This window comes from Nostoc sp., assembly GCF_036918015.1.
Taxonomy (GTDB): Bacteria; Cyanobacteriota; Cyanobacteriia; order Cyanobacteriales; family Nostocaceae; genus Nostoc.
Window position 1 is genome coordinate 75,103 of record NZ_JBALEO010000068.1, and the last position, 18,866, is coordinate 93,968.

Consider the following 18,866-nt stretch of genomic DNA (forward strand, 5'->3'; position numbering starts at 1 on the left):
CGTCTCTGTGGTTCGTTTCCTTGAATAATTTATTTCTTGGAAGTCCCTTAGGGATTGGTATTGGGAAGAATGAAGAATATTGCCTACCTAATCCCCAGCCCTCAATATGCAGATTTCCTTATTCGATTCTTTTACTAGACAAGTTAGTACTGCCGCAATTAATGGATATCAAAAACATATTTCTCCGCACAAAGGTTTTGCTTGTGCCCACAGAATACTATATGGCGGCGAATCTTGCTCTCAATACATCAAGTGGGTAGTTGCTAAGGAAGGGTTAAAAGCAGCTTTTGTTAATTCCCGCAAACGATTTCAAGCTTGCAAGCAAGCCAACCAAATTTTGCGATCGCATAGCGAAAACTCAGAAGAATCCATAGAGGAGGAAGCAAACACGCAGCAAGGACAACCATCTGGTAAAGTTACTCAAAAATCTTCATTTATTAGTAGCGACAATACCAACTGTTTTGATTGTGCCAATTTGGGCTGCAATTGTGCTGAAATGGCTACCGTGATTCCTGATTGTGGTTCCCTAGATTGTGGTGCTGCTGATTGTAGTTCCCTGGATTGTAGTGGTGCTGACTGTAGCTTCCTCGATTGCGGCAGTTGCGGTAGCTAAATCTTGTTCATCCATAAATAAAAATGTATGGTATATGTAGGACACAGTAATCCTACCAAGGATCTGTAGATTTAGTTGCAGAGGTATAGCAGCAGTGGGCATAGTAGTTGAGAACGTCTCCAAACAATTCGGGAGTTTCAAGGCAGTTGATGAGGTCAGCCTAGAAATTAAGAGTGGTTCGCTAGTTGCATTACTCGGGCCATCGGGATCGGGTAAATCTACGCTATTACGGTTAATTTCAGGTTTAGAAATGCCAGATAGCGGCAAAATCCTGCTGACCGGTAAGGACGCTACATACCAAAGTGTGCAACAACGAAATATTGGGTTTGTATTTCAGCACTATGCCCTATTCAAGCATCTGACTGTTAGGCAAAATATTGCTTTTGGCTTAGAAATTCGTAAGGCACAGCCAAAGAAGATTAAGGGGCGGGTAGAACAGTTACTCGAATTGGTGCAATTAACTGGATTAGGCGATCGCTATCCATCACAACTTTCTGGTGGTCAAAGACAACGGGTAGCTTTAGCTAGGGCTTTGGCAGTAGAACCGGAAGTTTTATTGCTAGATGAACCCTTTGGCGCACTTGATGCTAAAGTCCGCAAAGACTTACGGGCATGGTTACGCCGCCTCCATGATGAGGTTCATGTTACCACGGTTTTCGTCACCCACGACCAAGAGGAAGCAATGGAAGTTTCCGATGAGGTTGTGGTGATGAATAAAGGACGTGTGGAACAAGTAGGGACACCATCTGAAATTTACGATAATCCTGCCACCGCATTTGTAATGAGCTTCATTGGCCCGGTGAATGTGTTACCCAGCACCTCGAAGATTTTTCAAAGTAGCGGCTTTGATACACCACACCCACAAGTATTTTTGCGTCCGCAAGATGTGATTTTTGAAAAGGTTGCTAACGGTGCTACTACACCTGCCACAGTGAGCCGATTGGTACATTTAGGTTGGGAAATTCAGGTGGAATTAACTTTCGATGACGGGCAAGTAGTGATGGCGCATTTAACACGCGATCGCTTTAATGATTTAGAGTTAGAACCTCTACAGCGAGTGTATGTGAAGCCAAAGGATGCAAAGTCCTTCCCAGTGTCTTATTCAATTTGAAGAGGGCAGGAGGCAGGAGGCAGATCGCTTTTAGCGTCTCCCCTTCTCCCAAAGGGAGAGGCTAGCGCCAAGGGAGAAGGCAGAAGGCAGGAAGTACGAGGTGATATTAGTCATCCTAAATCATTCGTAAATAATGAAATCCCCGATTTCTTTAAGAAGTCGGGGATTTTGTTATTGCGCTTTTTACCAATCAGATAGGATTGTTATTTATCTGAAATAATTAGCCTGGATTTCTCACAAGTGAGAAATCCAAGGGGTGTGGGAGGTGTGGGAGGTGTGGGAGGTGTGGGAGGTGTGGGAGGATGGGGAAGAAGTCTTACCCCCCACACTCCCCACACTCCCCACACTCCTCTGCCTACAATATGCGTGAGAAATCCGGGTTAGCTACCCTTGGTTACACTATCTCCAGGGCCAACGGTGACAATCACCAGATTTTCTGGCTTAATTAAATCTTCAATTGCCTGTTGCATATTAGCCATAGTGACTGCTTGAATCCGCTGGGGAAACTCTCGGATTTCTGACCGTGAAAGCCCCAAGACTGCATTATCCAAAATGATACTTGATACACTACTGGGATTAGCTAAATCTACGGGGTAGCTATTGGTAATTGAGCGTTTTGCTGTGTTGAATTCAGCCTCAGTTACTCCTTGCTCGCGCAACTGTTTGAGTAGAGCGAGAGTACTGGCGATCGCTTTTTGGGCATCAAGAGGAGCAGTTTGCATTTGAATCAAGAACGGCCCAGGATTGATTCCGGCGGCAAAACCACTATATATACCATAGGTTAAACCTTGGCGATCGCGCACTTCTGTACCCAGGCGGCTCGATAAGGTATCACCACCCAAAATTTGATTTAGCACCAGTGCCGCATAATAACGTGGATCTTTCCGAGAGATGCCGCTGTAGCCGATGTAAGTCACAGCCTCAGCTTTACCGGGAATTACTTTGTTTAGTTGTGTCAAAGTTTTCGGAAATGGTACGGTTGGTATTTTGAGAACAGGTAGCTTACCTGTGGCTTGCCATTTACCAAATACCTCATTTAGCAAAGCTTTTACCTTAACTGAATCAAAGTCTCCAACTAAAGCGATCGTCGTGGCATCCGGTCGGTAGTGTGTCTGGTAGAAACCAAGCAAATCATCACGAGTAATAGTCTTTAAACTCTCGGCTGTGGGAAAGCTGTGGAATGGATGATTTTCAGGGTAAATTGCCTGTTGGAATACTTGCCTTCCCAAACCTCTAGGGTCATCTAGCTGGACTTTCAGACTTGTCAGTGCCCTTTGGCGACTCAGTTCTAACTGATCGGCGGGGAAAGTGGCGTTTCCTAACACATCTGCCAGAGTTTGAATCAATATTGGCAGATTTGCTGAAAGTCCCTGACCGCTAACGTTAACTCCTTCGCGGCTGGCACTGAAGCTCAAATCGGCTCCCAGGTCTTCTAAGGTTTTTGCTAGGGTCAGAGCATTTTTAGTCTGTGTCCCATTCATTAAGTTGCTTGCAGTTAGATTCGCTAATCCAGCTTTTTGATTGCCATCAAATTCAGTACCAGCGTCAATTTGTCCACTCAGGTTAATAGTGGGAAGATTGCGATCACTTAACAGCAGAACCTTCAAACCATTCTTTAAGGTAAACTCTTCTGGTAGTGATTGTTTATTAGAATCTGTCTCTGATGTAGCCGATGGCAAATATTTCGCCAGTTCTGCTGGATCTACAGGCTTACCAGGGCTGAAATTCTCCACCGTGCGTCCAGAACCAGCGCTAGAAGTTCCTGGTTTACCATCTGGTTGAGTCGGCTCAAAGAAGCCGATGGTTTGTTGAGCCGGATTGAGGTAAGTTTTCGCTGCTTTCTGGACTTGAGCAGGAGTCACTTTTGCGATCGCAGCCAGATACCTTTCAATAAAATGATAATCCCCTGCGATCGTTTGGTTATATCCCAGTTGATTAGCCTGACTAGTAATATCTTGGTTCCCCAAAATATACGAGGCTTGCAATTGCGTCTTCGCCCGCTTCAACTCTTCTGAGGTGACAGGCTGCTCTTGCAATTTTACTAAAGATTCCTGGAGTACCTGGGCAATTTTCCCTAACTCTTGACCAGGAGCCGCTGTAGCATCAATTTCATACCAACCCGGTTCGATAAGTTCGGCAGCACCACCACTCACTGAACTAGCGAGCCCAGATTCCACCAAAGCCTGATAAAGCCGAGAACTACGTCCACCTGTAAGAATGGCATCCATCAAATCAATTGCTGGAACATCAGGATGTTTGATATCTGGCAGAGGATATACTGCTTGCAATAGTGCTGTACTTCCAGGTTGCTTGAGGACAATCGGTGCTTTTTTGGCAACAGGGGTAGACGGGGAAGCGTCAGCAATGGAAGAAGATGCCGAGGAATTATCAATTGCTCTCCTGGAATTAGGGAGTGCCGTGTCCTTTTTTGCTCGTTGCGATAACTTACCAAAAGTTTCTTGGACAACTTTGAGTGCGGGTTTTGTGGCAAAATCTCCAGTAATCACCAACGTGGCATTTTCTGGGCTGTAGTAGGTTTGGTAATAATTCCGCACCTGCTCCACCGTGAATTTCTCTACATCGGCTTTTGTGCCTCCCACCGATAAGCCATAAGCTCGATTCGGGAAAGCAGCCCTCATCACTGCCCGACTCAGACGATAGCCTGGTGAATTTTCGTATCCCTGTAACTCGGAAATCACCACCCGCTTTTCACTGGTGAGTTGTTCAGTCCCAATTAAGGAGTTTTCCATGCGATCGGCTTCTAGTGTCAGCAGTGCTTCTAATTTGTCTCGCTGCACTGTGCCAAAGTAAGCTGTTTCGTCATAACTAGTAAAAGCATTGAACTGGCTACCCAAAGCACTAAACAACCGTCCAAACTGTACAGGACGGTCATTTGTGCCTTTGAACATCAAATGTTCTAGCTGGTGAGAAATACCATTCTCTCCCTTCACCTCGTTGCGTGAGCCAACTTTATACCAAACTTGCACGCTGACCACAGGAGCAGTATGAACTTCTTTGGTTAGTACCGTTAAGCCGTTGTCTAATACCGTTTTTTGCACTCCTTGGGTGAATGAGAGAGCTGAGACAGGTGTGACTGCTGTTGGTGTTGCAGCATTAGTGAAATTGCCAGGCATTGGCACGATAGTTAAAAGAAGGCTGAGGAAAAATCCTAGAATCATGTATGGTCGCCGTTTCATAAGCAATACAAAATTTCCAATTTTAAAATAAAACCCCAAAGGGTATTTCAAAATCTAAATCTAACTCAAGTTGCTAGTTATGGAGGGATAAGACGAAAATGCAATCAAATCTCCTCAAAATAAATGTGGCAGGAGATCATATATAAACTTATTGCTGCACTACTTTTTGCCCGTAGCATATCTGGGTGCATTTGTTAAAACTACCCAAGGGTTATCAGGGAACAGATAAAATTTTTACAGAATATTAGAAATTATTGCAAATAGATTAACAAGCATTGCAATGTGTTCCATTTTACACGATTGTAGTAATATCTACTTTGAAAATTGGTTTGATACCTGTTGTCATCCCATTCAGGTAAGTATCTCGGTCAAACTAGCAAAAACTTTTTTAGATATGCAAACAATAAACTTAATTGGATCGTTCACATTAGGTATGCTGTTAACAGCAATACCTGTATTATCAGCTAATGCCTCAGAAGTAGTACCAAATTTATACCAGTTTCAAGGTAAGAACGTCAGCATTAGTTACTCAACGACAAGCTTTATTGGCAAGCCTCTTTTTACCTATAAAGATAAGCAACAGACATTAAACTTCCAAGGTACTGAGCAGATCCGTAGTGTAGAAACAGAAATTGGTACATTAGTGACTGTAACTATCCGTAAGACAGTAGATACTGGCAATACCGTATTTACTTTGATCTTACCCCGTGTAAACCTTGGAAAAACCAATTCAGCCGCAGTAGAAACTAAGGGAATCACAACAACAAACCTCTTTTCTGTGATTCCTAAATTCAACCAGGGGCAAAGACAAACTTATACGACAATCCATTTGACTGGTACAGCCCAAGCTGTCGCATTTTAACTACACAAGAAGGATAAAGATATTAAACTTCTTGCTCGCATCGAGAAAAGCGGTAATACTGTTCGGTTAAGGCAAGACGCGATGAATCGCCGTCTCTACAATAATCATTCCTTGATAGAAACAGTGATTTATCGCATCTTTAACGATTTAGAATTTTCATCAAAAAACCTTAACCAAAGCGTATTGAGGGTGAAGGTAAATAATTGTTTGCCTTCACCATTATCACTTAACTTTTTGTCAAGGTTGATATCGCGTTATTTATGAAATAGATAATAATTTAAATTAAGTAAAGTTTATTTTTATGCAATTTTAATTAAAGATTATCAATACTTTTAAGATGCATTTTAAAAATAAGTAATTTAGGCGATCCCTACGGCGGTAAACTACGCTCTCTCTTCTATTCTCTACAATTACCGTTTAATTTGCTTAGGAAAGTTAGGAACTAACAAAGATTGCTCTAACTCTCCTTGCTCATTATAGAATGTCATTTGACCTTGCTCATTACATAACCATAATTCCACAGCTTCAGCTTCTAAATATAAATTTCTTTTAAATTCCATTTCTTCCAAAGTGCTACCAGTTGATTTCACTTCTACACAAATTTCTGGTGCAATAGAAGCTGATACTTCATTTTCAATTTGAGAAAATCTTTCTTCTGAACACCAGACAACATCAGCAACTTTCACACCGTTTGATGTGTTGATAGCAGATCCTGGCATTACTTCTCCTGTATTCAAGCAAGATTCTAATAAACGTTGGATTCTTCCTTGATAAAAAGAATGTTTAATTTTGACTGGACTCATTACAATTTGTCCCCATTTATTTAATTCAATTTTGAAGGGTAAATCTTGTAATTGTTTGTGTTCGCAAACTTCTTCCCATCTCATAATTAATATTTATCTAAAGTGATGATTGAATTTTAACTCATCTATTAATATTGAGACTCACTCTCTGATTGCAGATAAGAGAGTGGAACAAAACCCAGTCCTACTATCTCAATTAATTCATGAAGATTATTGAACAAAACCAGCATCGACTCCTTTTGCGTTTCCAAAAATCGCTTTGGGGTGTATTACTCATTAGTATAACTTTGATTCCATTTGGTCTTTTCCTTTGTTTATTGGGGTTGGTACTCCAGCGTGCTGATTATCCTGGAATCATCGCCGTAGTAAGTGGATGCGTAATGGTTGCAATCAGTCTATATACAATAATTAAGGATACAGAAATTACTACTTACACCTTTGATAAAGCCAAAAATTCTATTCTCTGGGAAAGACAAAATCGATTCAAAATTTTACAGACAAAATCTGTTGAGTTTCCCTGTCATCTTATTTCAGGTATTGAAGTAGAATATTTCAGTGGTTCTGAAGGAGGAATATCTTTTTATCCGAGATTAATTTTGCCATCAATCTACTGGCGCTTTTATCTAAAGTCTGATGGTAGCTATGAGAGTGCTGTAAGTATTGCCAAAACGATCGCACAGTTTTTAGATATCCCTTATTTTGCTAACAAATCGGAAGCACCTACTTCAACGCTTGATATGAAAATTTGGGCAAACCGAGAACCTGGGCAATCTTCTTGGCAATACCTAGAAAATCAAGTAGAGCGTTTGCGGCAACAGTTAGAGCATCATCCTAACGATCCAGACATTCATCAAGACTTAGGAATTTCGTTGTACTATCGGAATAGATGTATACATCGAAAGGAAGCAGTTACGCATCTGCAACAAGCAGAAAGATTATTTGAGTCTAGAGAGGATAGCGATCGCGCGGCTATTGCAAGGGTAATGACAGCGATTATAAGTTGGAACTACTGATGTCGGGGAAAACTTTTTGTGTAAATTGATTATTGATTCAGTTAGTTTAGCCTCGTAGAATGGGCAATGCCCACCCTACAAAGTTGCTAAACTTCAACATTCAAAGCACGTACCAAAAAAGCCCATTTGTCTGCGGCTTCTTCGATAATTTTAGCCGTGGGTTTACCCGCACCATGTCCGGCTTTCGTCTCAATTCTAATTAGCGTTGGCGCATCACCAGCGTGAGCCTCTTGCAAAGCAGCGGCAAATTTGAAACTATGAGCAGGGACAACGCGATCGTCATGATCGGCTGTGGTAATTAAGGTTGCTGGGTAAGCTGTGTTTGGTTTGATATTATGTAATGGCGAATAAGCATACAGTGCTGGAAACTCTTCTGGATTATCCGCAGAACCATATTCGGAAGTCCAAGCCCAACCGATGGTAAATTTGTGGAACCGCAACATATCCATGACGCCGACGGCGGGTATTGCTGCACCAAACAAATCTGGACGTTGCGTTATACAAGCACCCACTAATAAACCGCCGTTACTACCACCTGCGATCGCTAGTTTCTCAGTCTTAGTATACTTGTTAGCAATCAACCACTCAGCAGCCCCAATAAAGTCATCAAAGACATTCTGCTTTTGATCCTTTATTCCTGCTTGATGCCATTCTTCGCCGTATTCTCCACCGCCACGGATATTAGGCATAGCATAGACACCACCCATTTCCATCCACACCAACAGACTCACAGAAAACCCAGGTGTCATTGAGGCATTAAAACCACCATAGGCATAGAGATAAGTAGGGTTATTTCCATCTAATTTAATCCCCTTTTTGTGGGTAATAAACATTGGTACTCTAGTACCATCTTTGCTGTGATAAAAGACTTGTTTTGTCTCGTATTCATCAGGATTAAAATCTACCTGTGGTTGACGGAAAAGCTCACTTTTCCCTGTCACCATGTTGTAGCGATAAATAGTGCCTGGTATGGTAAAGCTGGTAAAGCTATAAAAAGTTTCAGTATCATAACGCTTACCCCCAAAGCCACCTGCTGAACCGAGCCCGGGTAATTCTATCTCTCGAATAAACGCACCTTTGAGGTCAAAAATTTTGATTTGGCTGTGAGCATCTTTGAGGTAATCAGCAACAAATTGATTATTAAGTATACCGACACTTTCCAAAGTTTCCGCAGATTGGGGAATGATTTCTCGCCAATTTTCTGGCGCAGGGTTTTTTGTGTCAATCGCAATAACCCTTCCCCTTGGTGCATTTAAATCTGTGCGAAAATAAAAGACGCTATCATCATTGTCTACAAAGCTATAATCTGCCTCAAATTGGTTAATTAGTTCTACGACTTCCGCATTAGGGTTAGTTAAATCTTTGGAAAAAACCAAATTTTTAGAGTCAGTCCCAAGCCAAATTGAAATTATTAGATAGCGTCCATCTTCAGTAACGCCACCACTAAAACCCCATTCTTTTTGGTCAGGACGATGATAAATTAAAACGTCTTCTGATTGGGGTTTCCCTAGTTGATGATAGTAGAGCTTTTGATAATAGTTAACATCTTCTAATTGAGTTTTTTCATTTGGTTCATCGTAGCGACTGTAGAAAAAACCTTGACCATCGTGTGTCCAAGATGCGCCAGAGAATTTAATCCACTTCAGATGGTCTTGGAGGTCTTCACCAGTTTCAGCATTGCGTACTTTCCACTCTTGCCAATCAGAGCCGGAGGAAGATAGACCATAAGCTAAAAGTTTACCATCCTCGCTAATCGATAATCCCGAAAGAGCAACAGTGCCATCTTCTGAGAGTTTATTGGGATCGAGTAAAACTTGGGGTTGGTCGTCGAGGGTTTTCAAGGTGTAAAAGACACTTTGATTTTGCAGTCCGTCATTTTTGAAATAAAAGTAACGTTCGCCTTCTTTAAAAGGAATACCGTATTTTTCATAATCCCAAAGTTTGGTGAGGCGCTGTTTAATTTTTTCCCTAGCAGGAATTTCACTCAGGTAGCCAAAAGTAACTTGATTTTGTGCCTCAATCCAAGTTCTTGTTTCTTCGGAGTCAGGATCTTCTAACCAACGGTAAGGATCTGCGACTAAAGTACCGTGGTAATTATCAGCTTGATTGCTCTGATGGCTGGTTGGGTAAGTGAGAGATTTTTCAGAAGAAGGCATAGTCTTAGGTCAAAGTGCTTTTTTACATACTACAAAGATAGACCTAAGACTTGGGGTATACACTCTAATTGTTCTCAAAAAGAAAGCCCCGGCTTCTGACGGGGCAATACGTGCTATTTTTATATAGAACAATTGTACTATTAAAAACTATAGCAGTTCTCAATTGCATGGAATACAGACCTAACCCCCAGCCCCTTCCCTGCAAGGGAAGGGGAGCAAAATTCAAAGCCTCTCTCCTTTTAGGAGAGAGGTCAAAACTGTACTGCACCCAAGCGAGAACCGCTATAGTATTAGCTTTAACGCAGGTAGAAGCGTGTATGAGTTTTTCCTCAAATCTAAATCTTTTGGTTGATTTAGTTAACGAGTTTCTCTCCTTTCAGCATCCGCGTTGCGGCTTCAAGTAGAGCTTCTTCGAGATAGGGCTTGGTAAAGTAGCCACTAGCACCGAGTTGAGCGGCAATTTGTCTGTGCTTGTCTGCACCCCGCGAGGTGAGCATTGCGATCGGTAAGTGGTTGAGGTTAGGGTCTTTCTGGATGCGAGAGAGCAATTCCAGACCATCGCAACGGGGCATTTCAATATCGCAAAATACGATATCGCAAGGCAGACCAGAGCGGAGTTTATCCCAAGCTTCCTGACCGTCACGTGCCTGTTCTACGCGATAACCTGCTTTGTTAAATGTCAGGGATAGTAATTCTCGGACTGTAATTGAGTCATCGACAATCAGCACTGTCGGGTCAATCTTCGCGGGAGAGGTATCTGGAGGAGTGAGTTTTTGTTGCCAAGAATTGCCACCAGCTTGTGTAGAAATCCGTCCCTGGAAGATGTCAATTATTTCTAGCACGTCAGCAATGGGCATAATCCGACCATCACCCAAGACTGTAGCACCAGCAACACCAATTGGTTTAGGTGCTGGCCCTTCAAATTGCTTAATTACAATTTCTTGTTCGCTTAACACCAGGTCAATCTGTAGAGCAATCATGGTATTTGCCGATCGCACCACAACCACAGAAACCATATCATCATCTCTGGTGCCGCCATAGACATTACCGCGACTGATTTGGCGATTGAAGGTTAAAAGTTCCTTCAGGGGTCGGAATGGTAGCACCGTATCGCGCCAGGAAATAAACGATTGCCCATTATCATCATGCTGAATATTTTTGACTGGAATATCTAGCGTATCTTCTACACCATCCATCGGGAAGGCGATCCTGGCGCGATCGGAGACGCAGCAAAGAGCTTTACAAATACTCAGAGTCAGTGGTAAACGAATCGTGAAGGTGGTTCCCTTGCCAATCGCAGAATCGGTGTTAACTGTTCCCCGAATTTCGCTAATCTCGGAGCGCACTACGTCCATACCCACGCCACGACCAGAAATTTCATCGGCTTGGTCTTTAATCGTAAAACCAGACTGGAATAGCAGATCGTAGACTTCCAGACGAGACATCGCTTTTGCCTGCGCTTCTGTAATCATGCCAATCTTCACCGCCTTAGCCTTAACCCTGGCGGAATCGATACCTGCGCCATCATCGCCTACGGAAATGATCGTTTGGTTGCCTTGGTGGAAAGCACGGATAGTAATGATTCCTACAGGTGGTTTACCAGCAGCTTGCCTCTCTTCTGGCGTTTCAATACCGTGAGCGATCGCATTATTCAACATATGAGTCAGCGGATCGGTAAGATGATCCAAAATCATCTTGTCAATTAAGGTATCGCCACCTTCGATCAGCAACTCTACTTGTTTGCCACACTTGATGGCGTTGTCGCGCACTCCTCGCCGCCAGCGATCGATAGTTTGAGCAAAAGGCACCATTCGCGCTCTAGTTAATCCCTCTTGTAGCTGGGTGGTTACTTGGCGGAACTGCCTTGCAACTCGTTCGGTTTCTTCGGTAACAAAATCAATGTCACTAGCCGACTCACGCACTCGTACAATGCGTTCAATCATCTGCTGTGAGAGTGTGTGGAAGGGAGTAAAACGATCCATTTCTAGTTCGCTAAAACCCCGATCGGCATTAAAATCAGGGGCTTGTAAGCCGCCGGGGTCTTTCTTTTTGCGTCCAGCTAATAGAGACGCTTCTAGTAGCGATCGCTCATACAACTCCTGCATCCTTGCACCCACATCTGAGAGTTGTTGTACCTGAATCAGCAAGTTATCTAATGACTGTCGTAGTCGTTCATGATCCTGCTCTAAGGTATTGCGATTTACCACCAACTCCCCAACTAAATTACTCATATCGTCCAGTTGTTTAACTGGAACCTTCATCGTTTCTTCAAATCTCGCAGCCCGACGACTAGAGGGACGGTTAGCTTGGCTGGTGTTCGATTTTCCTACACTAGAATGGGATATTGTTTGATTCGCTTCTGCCAGCAATTTCTCTAAGTCACCAAATTCATCTTTTATAAGTGGTGATGGAATAGCATTTTTAGCTGAGACTGCTTGAGTGTTGAAAGGCTGGCGTTGGCGTAGCCCGTCATAGACATCGCTGTTGTTATCTGTACTTAGCAAGTCTTCCAGGGCAGCAAAATCTACTTCTGGTATCTTCTTCGCTTTGGGGATAGGTGCTACTTCCTCTCCTAATAATGCTGCCAAGTCTGCAAATTCATCTTCTTGAGAAACTATTTCAGTGGTTTCTGTAAACAATAAATTATTTTCAACAACGGTGTTTTCTGTTGTTAATTCAAAGGTAGTTTCTAAATTATTATTTTCCTCTGTATCTAAAACTTCTGGGCTTGTCTGGGCTGAATCTGAACTTTCCCCAAAACTGATAGTTTCTGATAGCTCATCCACAGTATTCTCTGTGGTTTCCATCTGAATATAGGTCAATTCATTTATAGCGAAATCCTCAGAGTCGAACAAATCACCTAGCTGTGCTTGGAATGATGCTGAATCTGAATTTTCCTCAAAACTGATAGTTTCTGATAGTTCATCCACAGTATTCTCTGTGGTGTCCATCTGAATATAGGTCAATTCATTTGTAGCGACATCTTCAAACAGCAGTTGTGAATTTTCGTCGAAAGAACCGAACAATTTACTTGGCTGTGCTTGGAATGATGCTGAATCTGAAGTTTCCCTAAAACTGATAGTTTCTGATAGTTCATCCACAGTATTCTCTGTGGTTTCCATCTGAATATAAGTCAATTCATTTGTAGCGACATCCTCAGAGTCGAACAAATCATCTAGCTGTGCTTGGAATGATGCTGAATCTGAATTTTCCCCAAAACTGATAGTTTCTGATAGTTCATCCACAATATTCTCTGTGGTGTCCATCTGAATATAGGTCAATTCATTTGTAGCGACATCTTCAAACAGCAGTTGCGGATTTTCATCGAAAGAACCGAACAATTCACTTGGCTGTGCTTGGAATGATGCTGAATCTGAAGTTTCCCCAAAACTGATAGTTTCTGATAGTTCATCCACAATATTCTCTGTGGTGTCCATCTGAATATAGGTCAATTCATTTGTAGCGACATCTTCAAACAGCAGTTGCGGATTTTCATCGAAAGAACCGAACAATTCACTTGGCTGTGCTTGGAATGATGCTGAATCTGAAGTTTCCCCAAAACTGATAGTTTCTGATAGTTCATCCACAATATTCTCTGTGGTGTCCATCTGAATATAGGTCAATTCATTTGTAGCGACATCTTCAAACAGCAGTTGCGGATTTTCATCGAAAGAGCCTAATGAATTAACTTTCGGATCAACAGCAGATATTTCTGGGGTCTGATTAGCAAATTCTGGAACAAAATCTAAAGATTCTGGTTGTTGCGGTCTGAGAATTTCTTCTCCAGGATGCTGTGCGAACAAAAGCGTTTCAGGCGTGGAGGTATCGTTGATTACAGGAGAAATAGTTGAGCTACTTGATGTTAATTCATCAAATAAATTATCTCCAGAATCTGATGATATTAAATCTAGCTCTTCTTGATGCTGGAAATTAATATCAAAATCTTCTTCTATATCAAAACTGGCTATAGGAGAAGATATGGATTGCTGATTATCAGCAAAAATGTCATCAGCCGCCGCAGTAAACAAACTTTCATCTAACGCCCTTTCCACATTCTGCTCAATCAAGGAATCGAATTCGTCCTTTTCCTCTGTGGTTTCCTGGTTCCAGAAGTTGCTCAGATCGTTTTCTGATTGAGAAAACTCAGGTTCTGTTACTGGAGGTGTCTCAAATAAATCACTGATTTCTGGTTCACTTGTGGATAGTTGTGGCTGTTCTTCCATTTCAGCAAACAGGTTGTCCAAAGACAAGTCTGTTGACTGGGGTAATTCTATGTAGTCACTAGGGGTAATTTCTTCTACCCAATTTGCATTTTTAGTTTCTAAGAATAAGTTATCAAAATTGTTTTGTTGGTTAGTAGATAGTTCCACACTGGCGAACGGCTCAGTTTCTGGTTGAGTAACTTCGCCTGTTGGCAATAGTTCATCATCATCTAACTCCAGTGTCAAGAAATCTTCGACTACACTATTTTGGACAATCTCGCTAGTAGTCTGGTTTGTATCACTAGAAATATCAATAAAATCTTGTAAAAGCTCGGAAGAAGATGAGTCTAAATTTATATCAAATTCGTTAATATCGCTCAACTCTAAAGGCGTAGCAGATATTTGTTGATTTTGCGGTTCTGAATTATCTTTTTCTAGGAAATGGTCGCCAAATAACAGGGATAAATCTTCTGTTGTAGCTGTGGTTGTTGGGTGTAGTGCATTGCTTATATCCTCATTAAAGGAGAGTAAGTCAGATAAATCGTTATGAGCATCTTCAGCCTCAGTGCTGCTCAAATCAATTCCAAAGTCATCGGTAGTAACAATATCTAAGGTTTCTTCTTGATGCCAGCTTTCATCTAGTTCGGGAGTCTCACCATCAAATAAATCGGCAAGGGTATTTAACTCAGCTATTCCTACCTCTGGCCCATTGGGATCGAGATTGTTACTGATTGGATGTGCTTCGTCATGTGTGGTGAAAGTAAGACTAGTGTTTCTACTTTCATTTAGTGGTGTTCCTTGTAACTGAAGGGAGGGGCGATCGCCCTTGACGTTGGCATAGCTATGTTCTTCAGTTGTCTGGGCTAACGCCTTGGTGTCACCAGATAGAATTGACTCTGATTCTGTCAAAACCGGAGATTGTTCTTCAAATAAATCAGGGGTAATTTCTAATAACTCAATTTCTGCAAAGCTTAAAAGTGCTTCTAGTTGCTGACTAATTGCAATTTCGGCTTCTCTACCTTGCAGAACTAATTCTTGAGCTTGTTTTATTTCGGTAATGACAATTTTAGCTAAAGTCAGATAAGTATTTTCGGGATTGCCGATCGCACTGGCTGCTGCTTGACACAAACCACACCATTTGGGCAAATTCCAAGTTTCACCAAGTTTGACTAACTGGTGACAGCATTGTTGGAGGTTTTGCCGAGTTGAAGGTGTTGTAGTTTGCTTAAATAATTGCAACATTTCCCGCAGTGTTTGCAGCACTTGGGCTTGAAACTCGCTCCAGTTATTATTTTCTTTAGCGGTGACTGGCGCGCGAGCGTCTAGCGCCTTTTGGGGTGCTACCGAGTCTGGAGATTCCTGATGGGTGTATTCTGCCAGATCGGGAATATCTCGCCGCAGGAACATTTCTGTAAGTGTGGAGACATTCTCTACAGAGGTTGTAAGTTCTGTGGCGTCAGAAGTGTTGACTACTCCACTCTTTGCTTGTTCTACAAGTAGTGCCAGATGCTGATACAGCCATTGAAAGACTGGCTCAGTTTCTGACATCAAAGTATTAGCTGCATCTTCAGAAAGACCATAAGGCCCACTCAAATGCTCTAACAGCGATTTTAGGGTATCAGAGACACCAAGAAATAAAGACTCTAGCTTTTGGTCAATCTGAACCGGATTATCTTTGAGAATTTTGAAACAATCTTCCAGACGGTGGGAGGTATGCTGGATGCTAGTCAATCCAAGCATCGCCGCTCCTCCTTTGATGGAGTGAGCCGCCCGGAAGACCTCACTGATCATTTCCGGGTCGTTTAGAGTACCCTCTAAATTCAGCAAGCCCTGCTCAATGGTATTCAGGTGATCCCTGGCTTCTTCGATAAAGTAACCCAAAATCCGCTGTTGTTGTTCCGGCAGCATAGTTTTTTAGTCAAGAGTCATTAGTCATTGGTCATTGGTCATTGGTCATTAGTCATTGGCAAATAAAAAGGACAAATGACAATTTATCTGGTTTCCATAGTTTCCACTCGGAAACGTTCAACGGAGGCGATCAAGTCACGGGATACACCTACTAAGTGTTGTAGAGCACCTGAAACTCGCTGTGCTTCTTGGGAAGTTTCTTGGGCGGTCAGTTCTACTGATTGCATTACATGAGCAACGGCGCGGGAGGTTTCCGTTTGTTCCACAGTGTCGCTGGTAATGGAGCGCACAAGAATATCGATGCGATTTGCCACTTGAATAATGTTTTCGAGCGATCGCTTGGCTTCTTCTGCCAATTTTGTCCCTTTAATTACTTGTTGTGTGCCTTCTTCCATTGCGGTCATTACTGAGCCTGTTTCGCTTTGGATTTGCATCACAATTTGTTCAATTTCCTTCAGGGATTTAGCAGATTTATCTGCTAGCTGGCGCACTTCATCTGCTACAATCGCAAACCCGCGTCCCGCTTCTCCCGCTCTTGCCGCCTCAATACTAGCATTGAGTGCCAGTAAGTTTGTTCTGGAAGCAATTTGAGAAATCAACGCCACAATTTTAGAAATTTCTTGGGAAGATTCCGCCAACCGCTTCACTTTGCGAGTGGTTTCGGCAACGGTTTCTCGAATTTCTAAAATCCCTGCTACGGTATTTTCTACTGCTTCTCCACCCTTGATAGCGATCGTACTAGCATCACGGGCGACGGTTTCGGCTTCTCGCGCCGCCTCTGCTACCCGATGAATCGAGTCGGTCATTACTTGTACAGAATTCAGCGTTACTGCCAACTCTTCTGCTTGCCGCAAAGCATCACTAGATAAGGCTCTGGCAAAGGTTTCAGAGTTGGTTGCACCTTTTGTTACATCCTTCGCTGCCACTTTTACCTGTTGAACGATATCCCGCAGGTTTTGAATTGTTAGGTTAAAGGCGTCAGCTACGGCTCCCAGTACGTCAGCTGTGACTTCCGCTTGGACTGTTAAATCGCCTCTGGCAGCACCTTCTACATCATCCAAGAGGCGGATCACCTGACGTTGCAGGTTTTCTTTGGCTTCCTCTTGTTCATCGGCTTTGCGTTGGGCTTCACTTGTGGTTGTGAAAATTACCCGCGCCATTTCATTAAAGCCAGTGGATAAATGCCCCAATTCATCTTCGGAATATACTGTAGCTTGAGCATTCAGATTTCCTTGACGTACAGCCTCAAACTGAGCTTGGAGGTCATCAGTTGTGCGCCGAATTTGTTTCAGTGCCAGATTCCCCATGAAGCCTGCGGTAGCAAAACCTGCAATCCCAGCGGCTAGTGACATTGCCCAACCGGTGTTTCTGACTGTTTCTCGTTGTTGGGGTGGCGAAAATGTGGTGGCGACAAAGCTAACTGTGGCTACAACCAGCGCCGAGACTATGCCCACACTTCCAGCAATTAACCATTGTTTTCGTTCGATGGAGGCATTTTCTAATGGTGCTAACCATCCTTGCTCAATGCTGACATTGGGTTCTAGTTTGGAGATATCTGTTTGACTAAAGACTGGAACGGCTTCATGGGAACCAGTCATTGAGAAAAGTTCTTCTTCGCGATCGGCTGAATTACTTCCAAAAGCCTCCGCTACTTGTGGGCGTCCAGTATCACTAGTTTCTGCTGAACCAGAATGCATTGCGGCATTACCGAAGTTAGAATCTCCTTCCATCAGGTCAAACCCTGGAATATTGCCTAAATCGTCAAATTCCTCAAAGTCATCTAAAAACTCGATATTGCTCTTAGAATTTTCTCCATTTAGTATATTGCTTGAGTCTTCATAAGAGTTTAAACTCTCTGAGCCAAAGGCAGACTCAAATGCTTCCATATCAAAATTTTCATCGTCATCGAAGCTATTTTTACCGATGAATTCGCCTGATTTAAACTGCTTTTCCTGCCGAGGTAAATTACTATTAAAAGATGATTCATTATCGGGTAAATTCGGCTGAAAATCTGATTCTGACTCCACTGTTTTTGGTGTTAACCAACTATGGGATTCGGTTTCAGACAAGTTATTTGTTGTTGGCGAATCATTTTTCGGTTCTTCTGAAACAATCAGTAAAGTTTCGTCTCCAAAACTAGATTTTTTATATTCTAAATTTCCCATACTCTGAGATGGAGAGTTTGCCTCACTCAACAAATCAGGGAAATTATTCTCGTTATTACCAGTTTGTGAATTAGCAGATGAAGAGTTATTATTGTCAATATTTGAATTTCCGTAAGGAGAATTTATCCCATTATCTGAGAATTGACTATTTGCTAATGATTCTTCGGAAATCTCTTCTGAGATACTTTCCTGCCAAAAAGCAGGCAACTCTAATTCTGTGTTCTCCTCCCAGTTTTTATTTGACTCTTGTTCCTGTGATTCTTCATTCATGGCAAAAGGGTCATCACCAAAAGCTATAGAAGAATCTGAGATTTTTTCTGTTCCAATACTATCTTCTGTGGGCAGATCGAATGGACTTTTTGAAGATGTATCTTCAACACCATTCATACTTTCTTGATGCTCTCCAAAAAAGTTCAAATCAAGGTTCTCGCTGTCAAACTGCTGATTAGCACTTAAATCTTCTAATTCTGGTTCGCTATATGCCAGTGGATCGGATATTTCTGAAGAGTTTATTTCCTCTTGACTTTCTAATGGATCGATCTGCCCACTAAATGACTCTAAATATTGATTGATATTGTCAATTCCATTCTTGGCAAAACCAATAATTTCTCGATCGTTAGTCAAGCCTAACACCTGTTGATATTCTTCTTTTGCTACATCATAGTGCTGTAAAACATAGTAGATGTGACCCCTCAACAAATGAGTATTGGGGTCATCTGGTAAATTTTGCACCACTTGGTCAACTAAAGTGGCCGCAACCTCATAATTTCTTTGAACATAGGCGGTCATCGCCTGTTGATATGTTGGCTCGTAATTATCAATACTTGCTGCCATTT

Annotated in this window: 10 protein-coding genes; 5 read left to right on the forward strand and 5 right to left on the reverse strand. The window is 42.2% G+C overall.

From position 1 onward, the window contains the following. Positions 1-106: 106 nt before the first annotated feature. The 3 genes from yidD (at position 107) to V7K61_RS17020 (ending at position 2,108) form a co-directional block, all read left to right on the forward strand. A complete protein-coding gene (gene yidD / locus V7K61_RS17010) occupies positions 107-613 on the forward strand; it encodes a membrane protein insertion efficiency factor YidD (protein WP_335054866.1) in 507 nt (168 codons plus the stop codon). A 94-nt stretch (positions 614-707) separates the two neighbouring features. Continuing rightward, positions 708-1,724: a sulfate/molybdate ABC transporter ATP-binding protein gene (locus tag V7K61_RS17015; protein ID WP_335054868.1), complete on the forward strand. Its 1,017-nt coding sequence runs from the start codon at positions 708-710 to the stop codon at positions 1,722-1,724. A 240-nt stretch (positions 1,725-1,964) separates the two neighbouring features. Beyond that, positions 1,965-2,108 carry a hypothetical protein gene (locus V7K61_RS17020; protein WP_335054870.1) on the forward strand — a complete coding sequence of 48 codons (144 nt, stop codon included), beginning with the start codon at positions 1,965-1,967 and terminating at the stop codon, positions 2,106-2,108. On the opposite strand, the gene V7K61_RS17025 is transcribed toward V7K61_RS17020, so the two are convergent. Next, the gene (locus V7K61_RS17025; RefSeq protein WP_335054872.1) at positions 2,105-4,921 is read right to left on the reverse strand and encodes a M16 family metallopeptidase; all 2,817 of its coding nucleotides are present in this window, start codon (positions 4,919-4,921) and stop codon (positions 2,105-2,107) included. The two genes, V7K61_RS17020 and V7K61_RS17025, sit on opposite strands and share 4 nt — an antisense overlap. 280 nt (positions 4,922-5,201) lie before the next feature. On the opposite strand from V7K61_RS17025, the gene V7K61_RS17030 reads away from it, so the two are divergent. Next, the gene (locus V7K61_RS17030; protein ID WP_335054874.1) at positions 5,202-5,783 is read left to right on the forward strand and encodes a hypothetical protein; all 582 of its coding nucleotides are present in this window, start codon (positions 5,202-5,204) and stop codon (positions 5,781-5,783) included. A 410-nt stretch (positions 5,784-6,193) separates the two neighbouring features. On the opposite strand, the gene V7K61_RS17035 is transcribed toward V7K61_RS17030, so the two are convergent. Continuing rightward, the gene (locus tag V7K61_RS17035; RefSeq protein WP_335054876.1) at positions 6,194-6,670 is read right to left on the reverse strand and encodes a Uma2 family endonuclease; all 477 of its coding nucleotides are present in this window, start codon (positions 6,668-6,670) and stop codon (positions 6,194-6,196) included. A 119-nt stretch (positions 6,671-6,789) separates the two neighbouring features. Between V7K61_RS17035 and V7K61_RS17040 the strand changes: the two genes are divergently transcribed. Next, positions 6,790-7,599, forward strand: a complete 810-nt coding sequence (locus V7K61_RS17040; protein WP_335054878.1) for a hypothetical protein — start codon at positions 6,790-6,792, stop codon at positions 7,597-7,599. An 86-nt stretch (positions 7,600-7,685) separates the two neighbouring features. Here V7K61_RS17040 and V7K61_RS17045 read toward each other — a convergent pair whose 3' ends face one another. The 3 genes from V7K61_RS17045 to V7K61_RS17055 form a co-directional block, all read right to left on the reverse strand. Further along, entirely contained in the window at positions 7,686-9,755 is a 2,070-nt protein-coding gene (locus V7K61_RS17045) for a prolyl oligopeptidase family serine peptidase (RefSeq protein ID WP_335054880.1), read from the reverse strand. A 353-nt stretch (positions 9,756-10,108) separates the two neighbouring features. Beyond that, complete coding sequence (locus V7K61_RS17050; RefSeq protein WP_335054882.1) at positions 10,109-15,865, reverse strand: hybrid sensor histidine kinase/response regulator; 5,757 nt, start codon at positions 15,863-15,865, stop codon at positions 10,109-10,111. 83 nt (positions 15,866-15,948) lie between these two features. Continuing rightward, positions 15,949-18,864, reverse strand: coding sequence for a methyl-accepting chemotaxis protein (locus V7K61_RS17055; protein WP_335054884.1), 2,916 nt, complete (start codon positions 18,862-18,864; stop codon positions 15,949-15,951). Positions 18,865-18,866 lie beyond the last annotated feature (2 nt).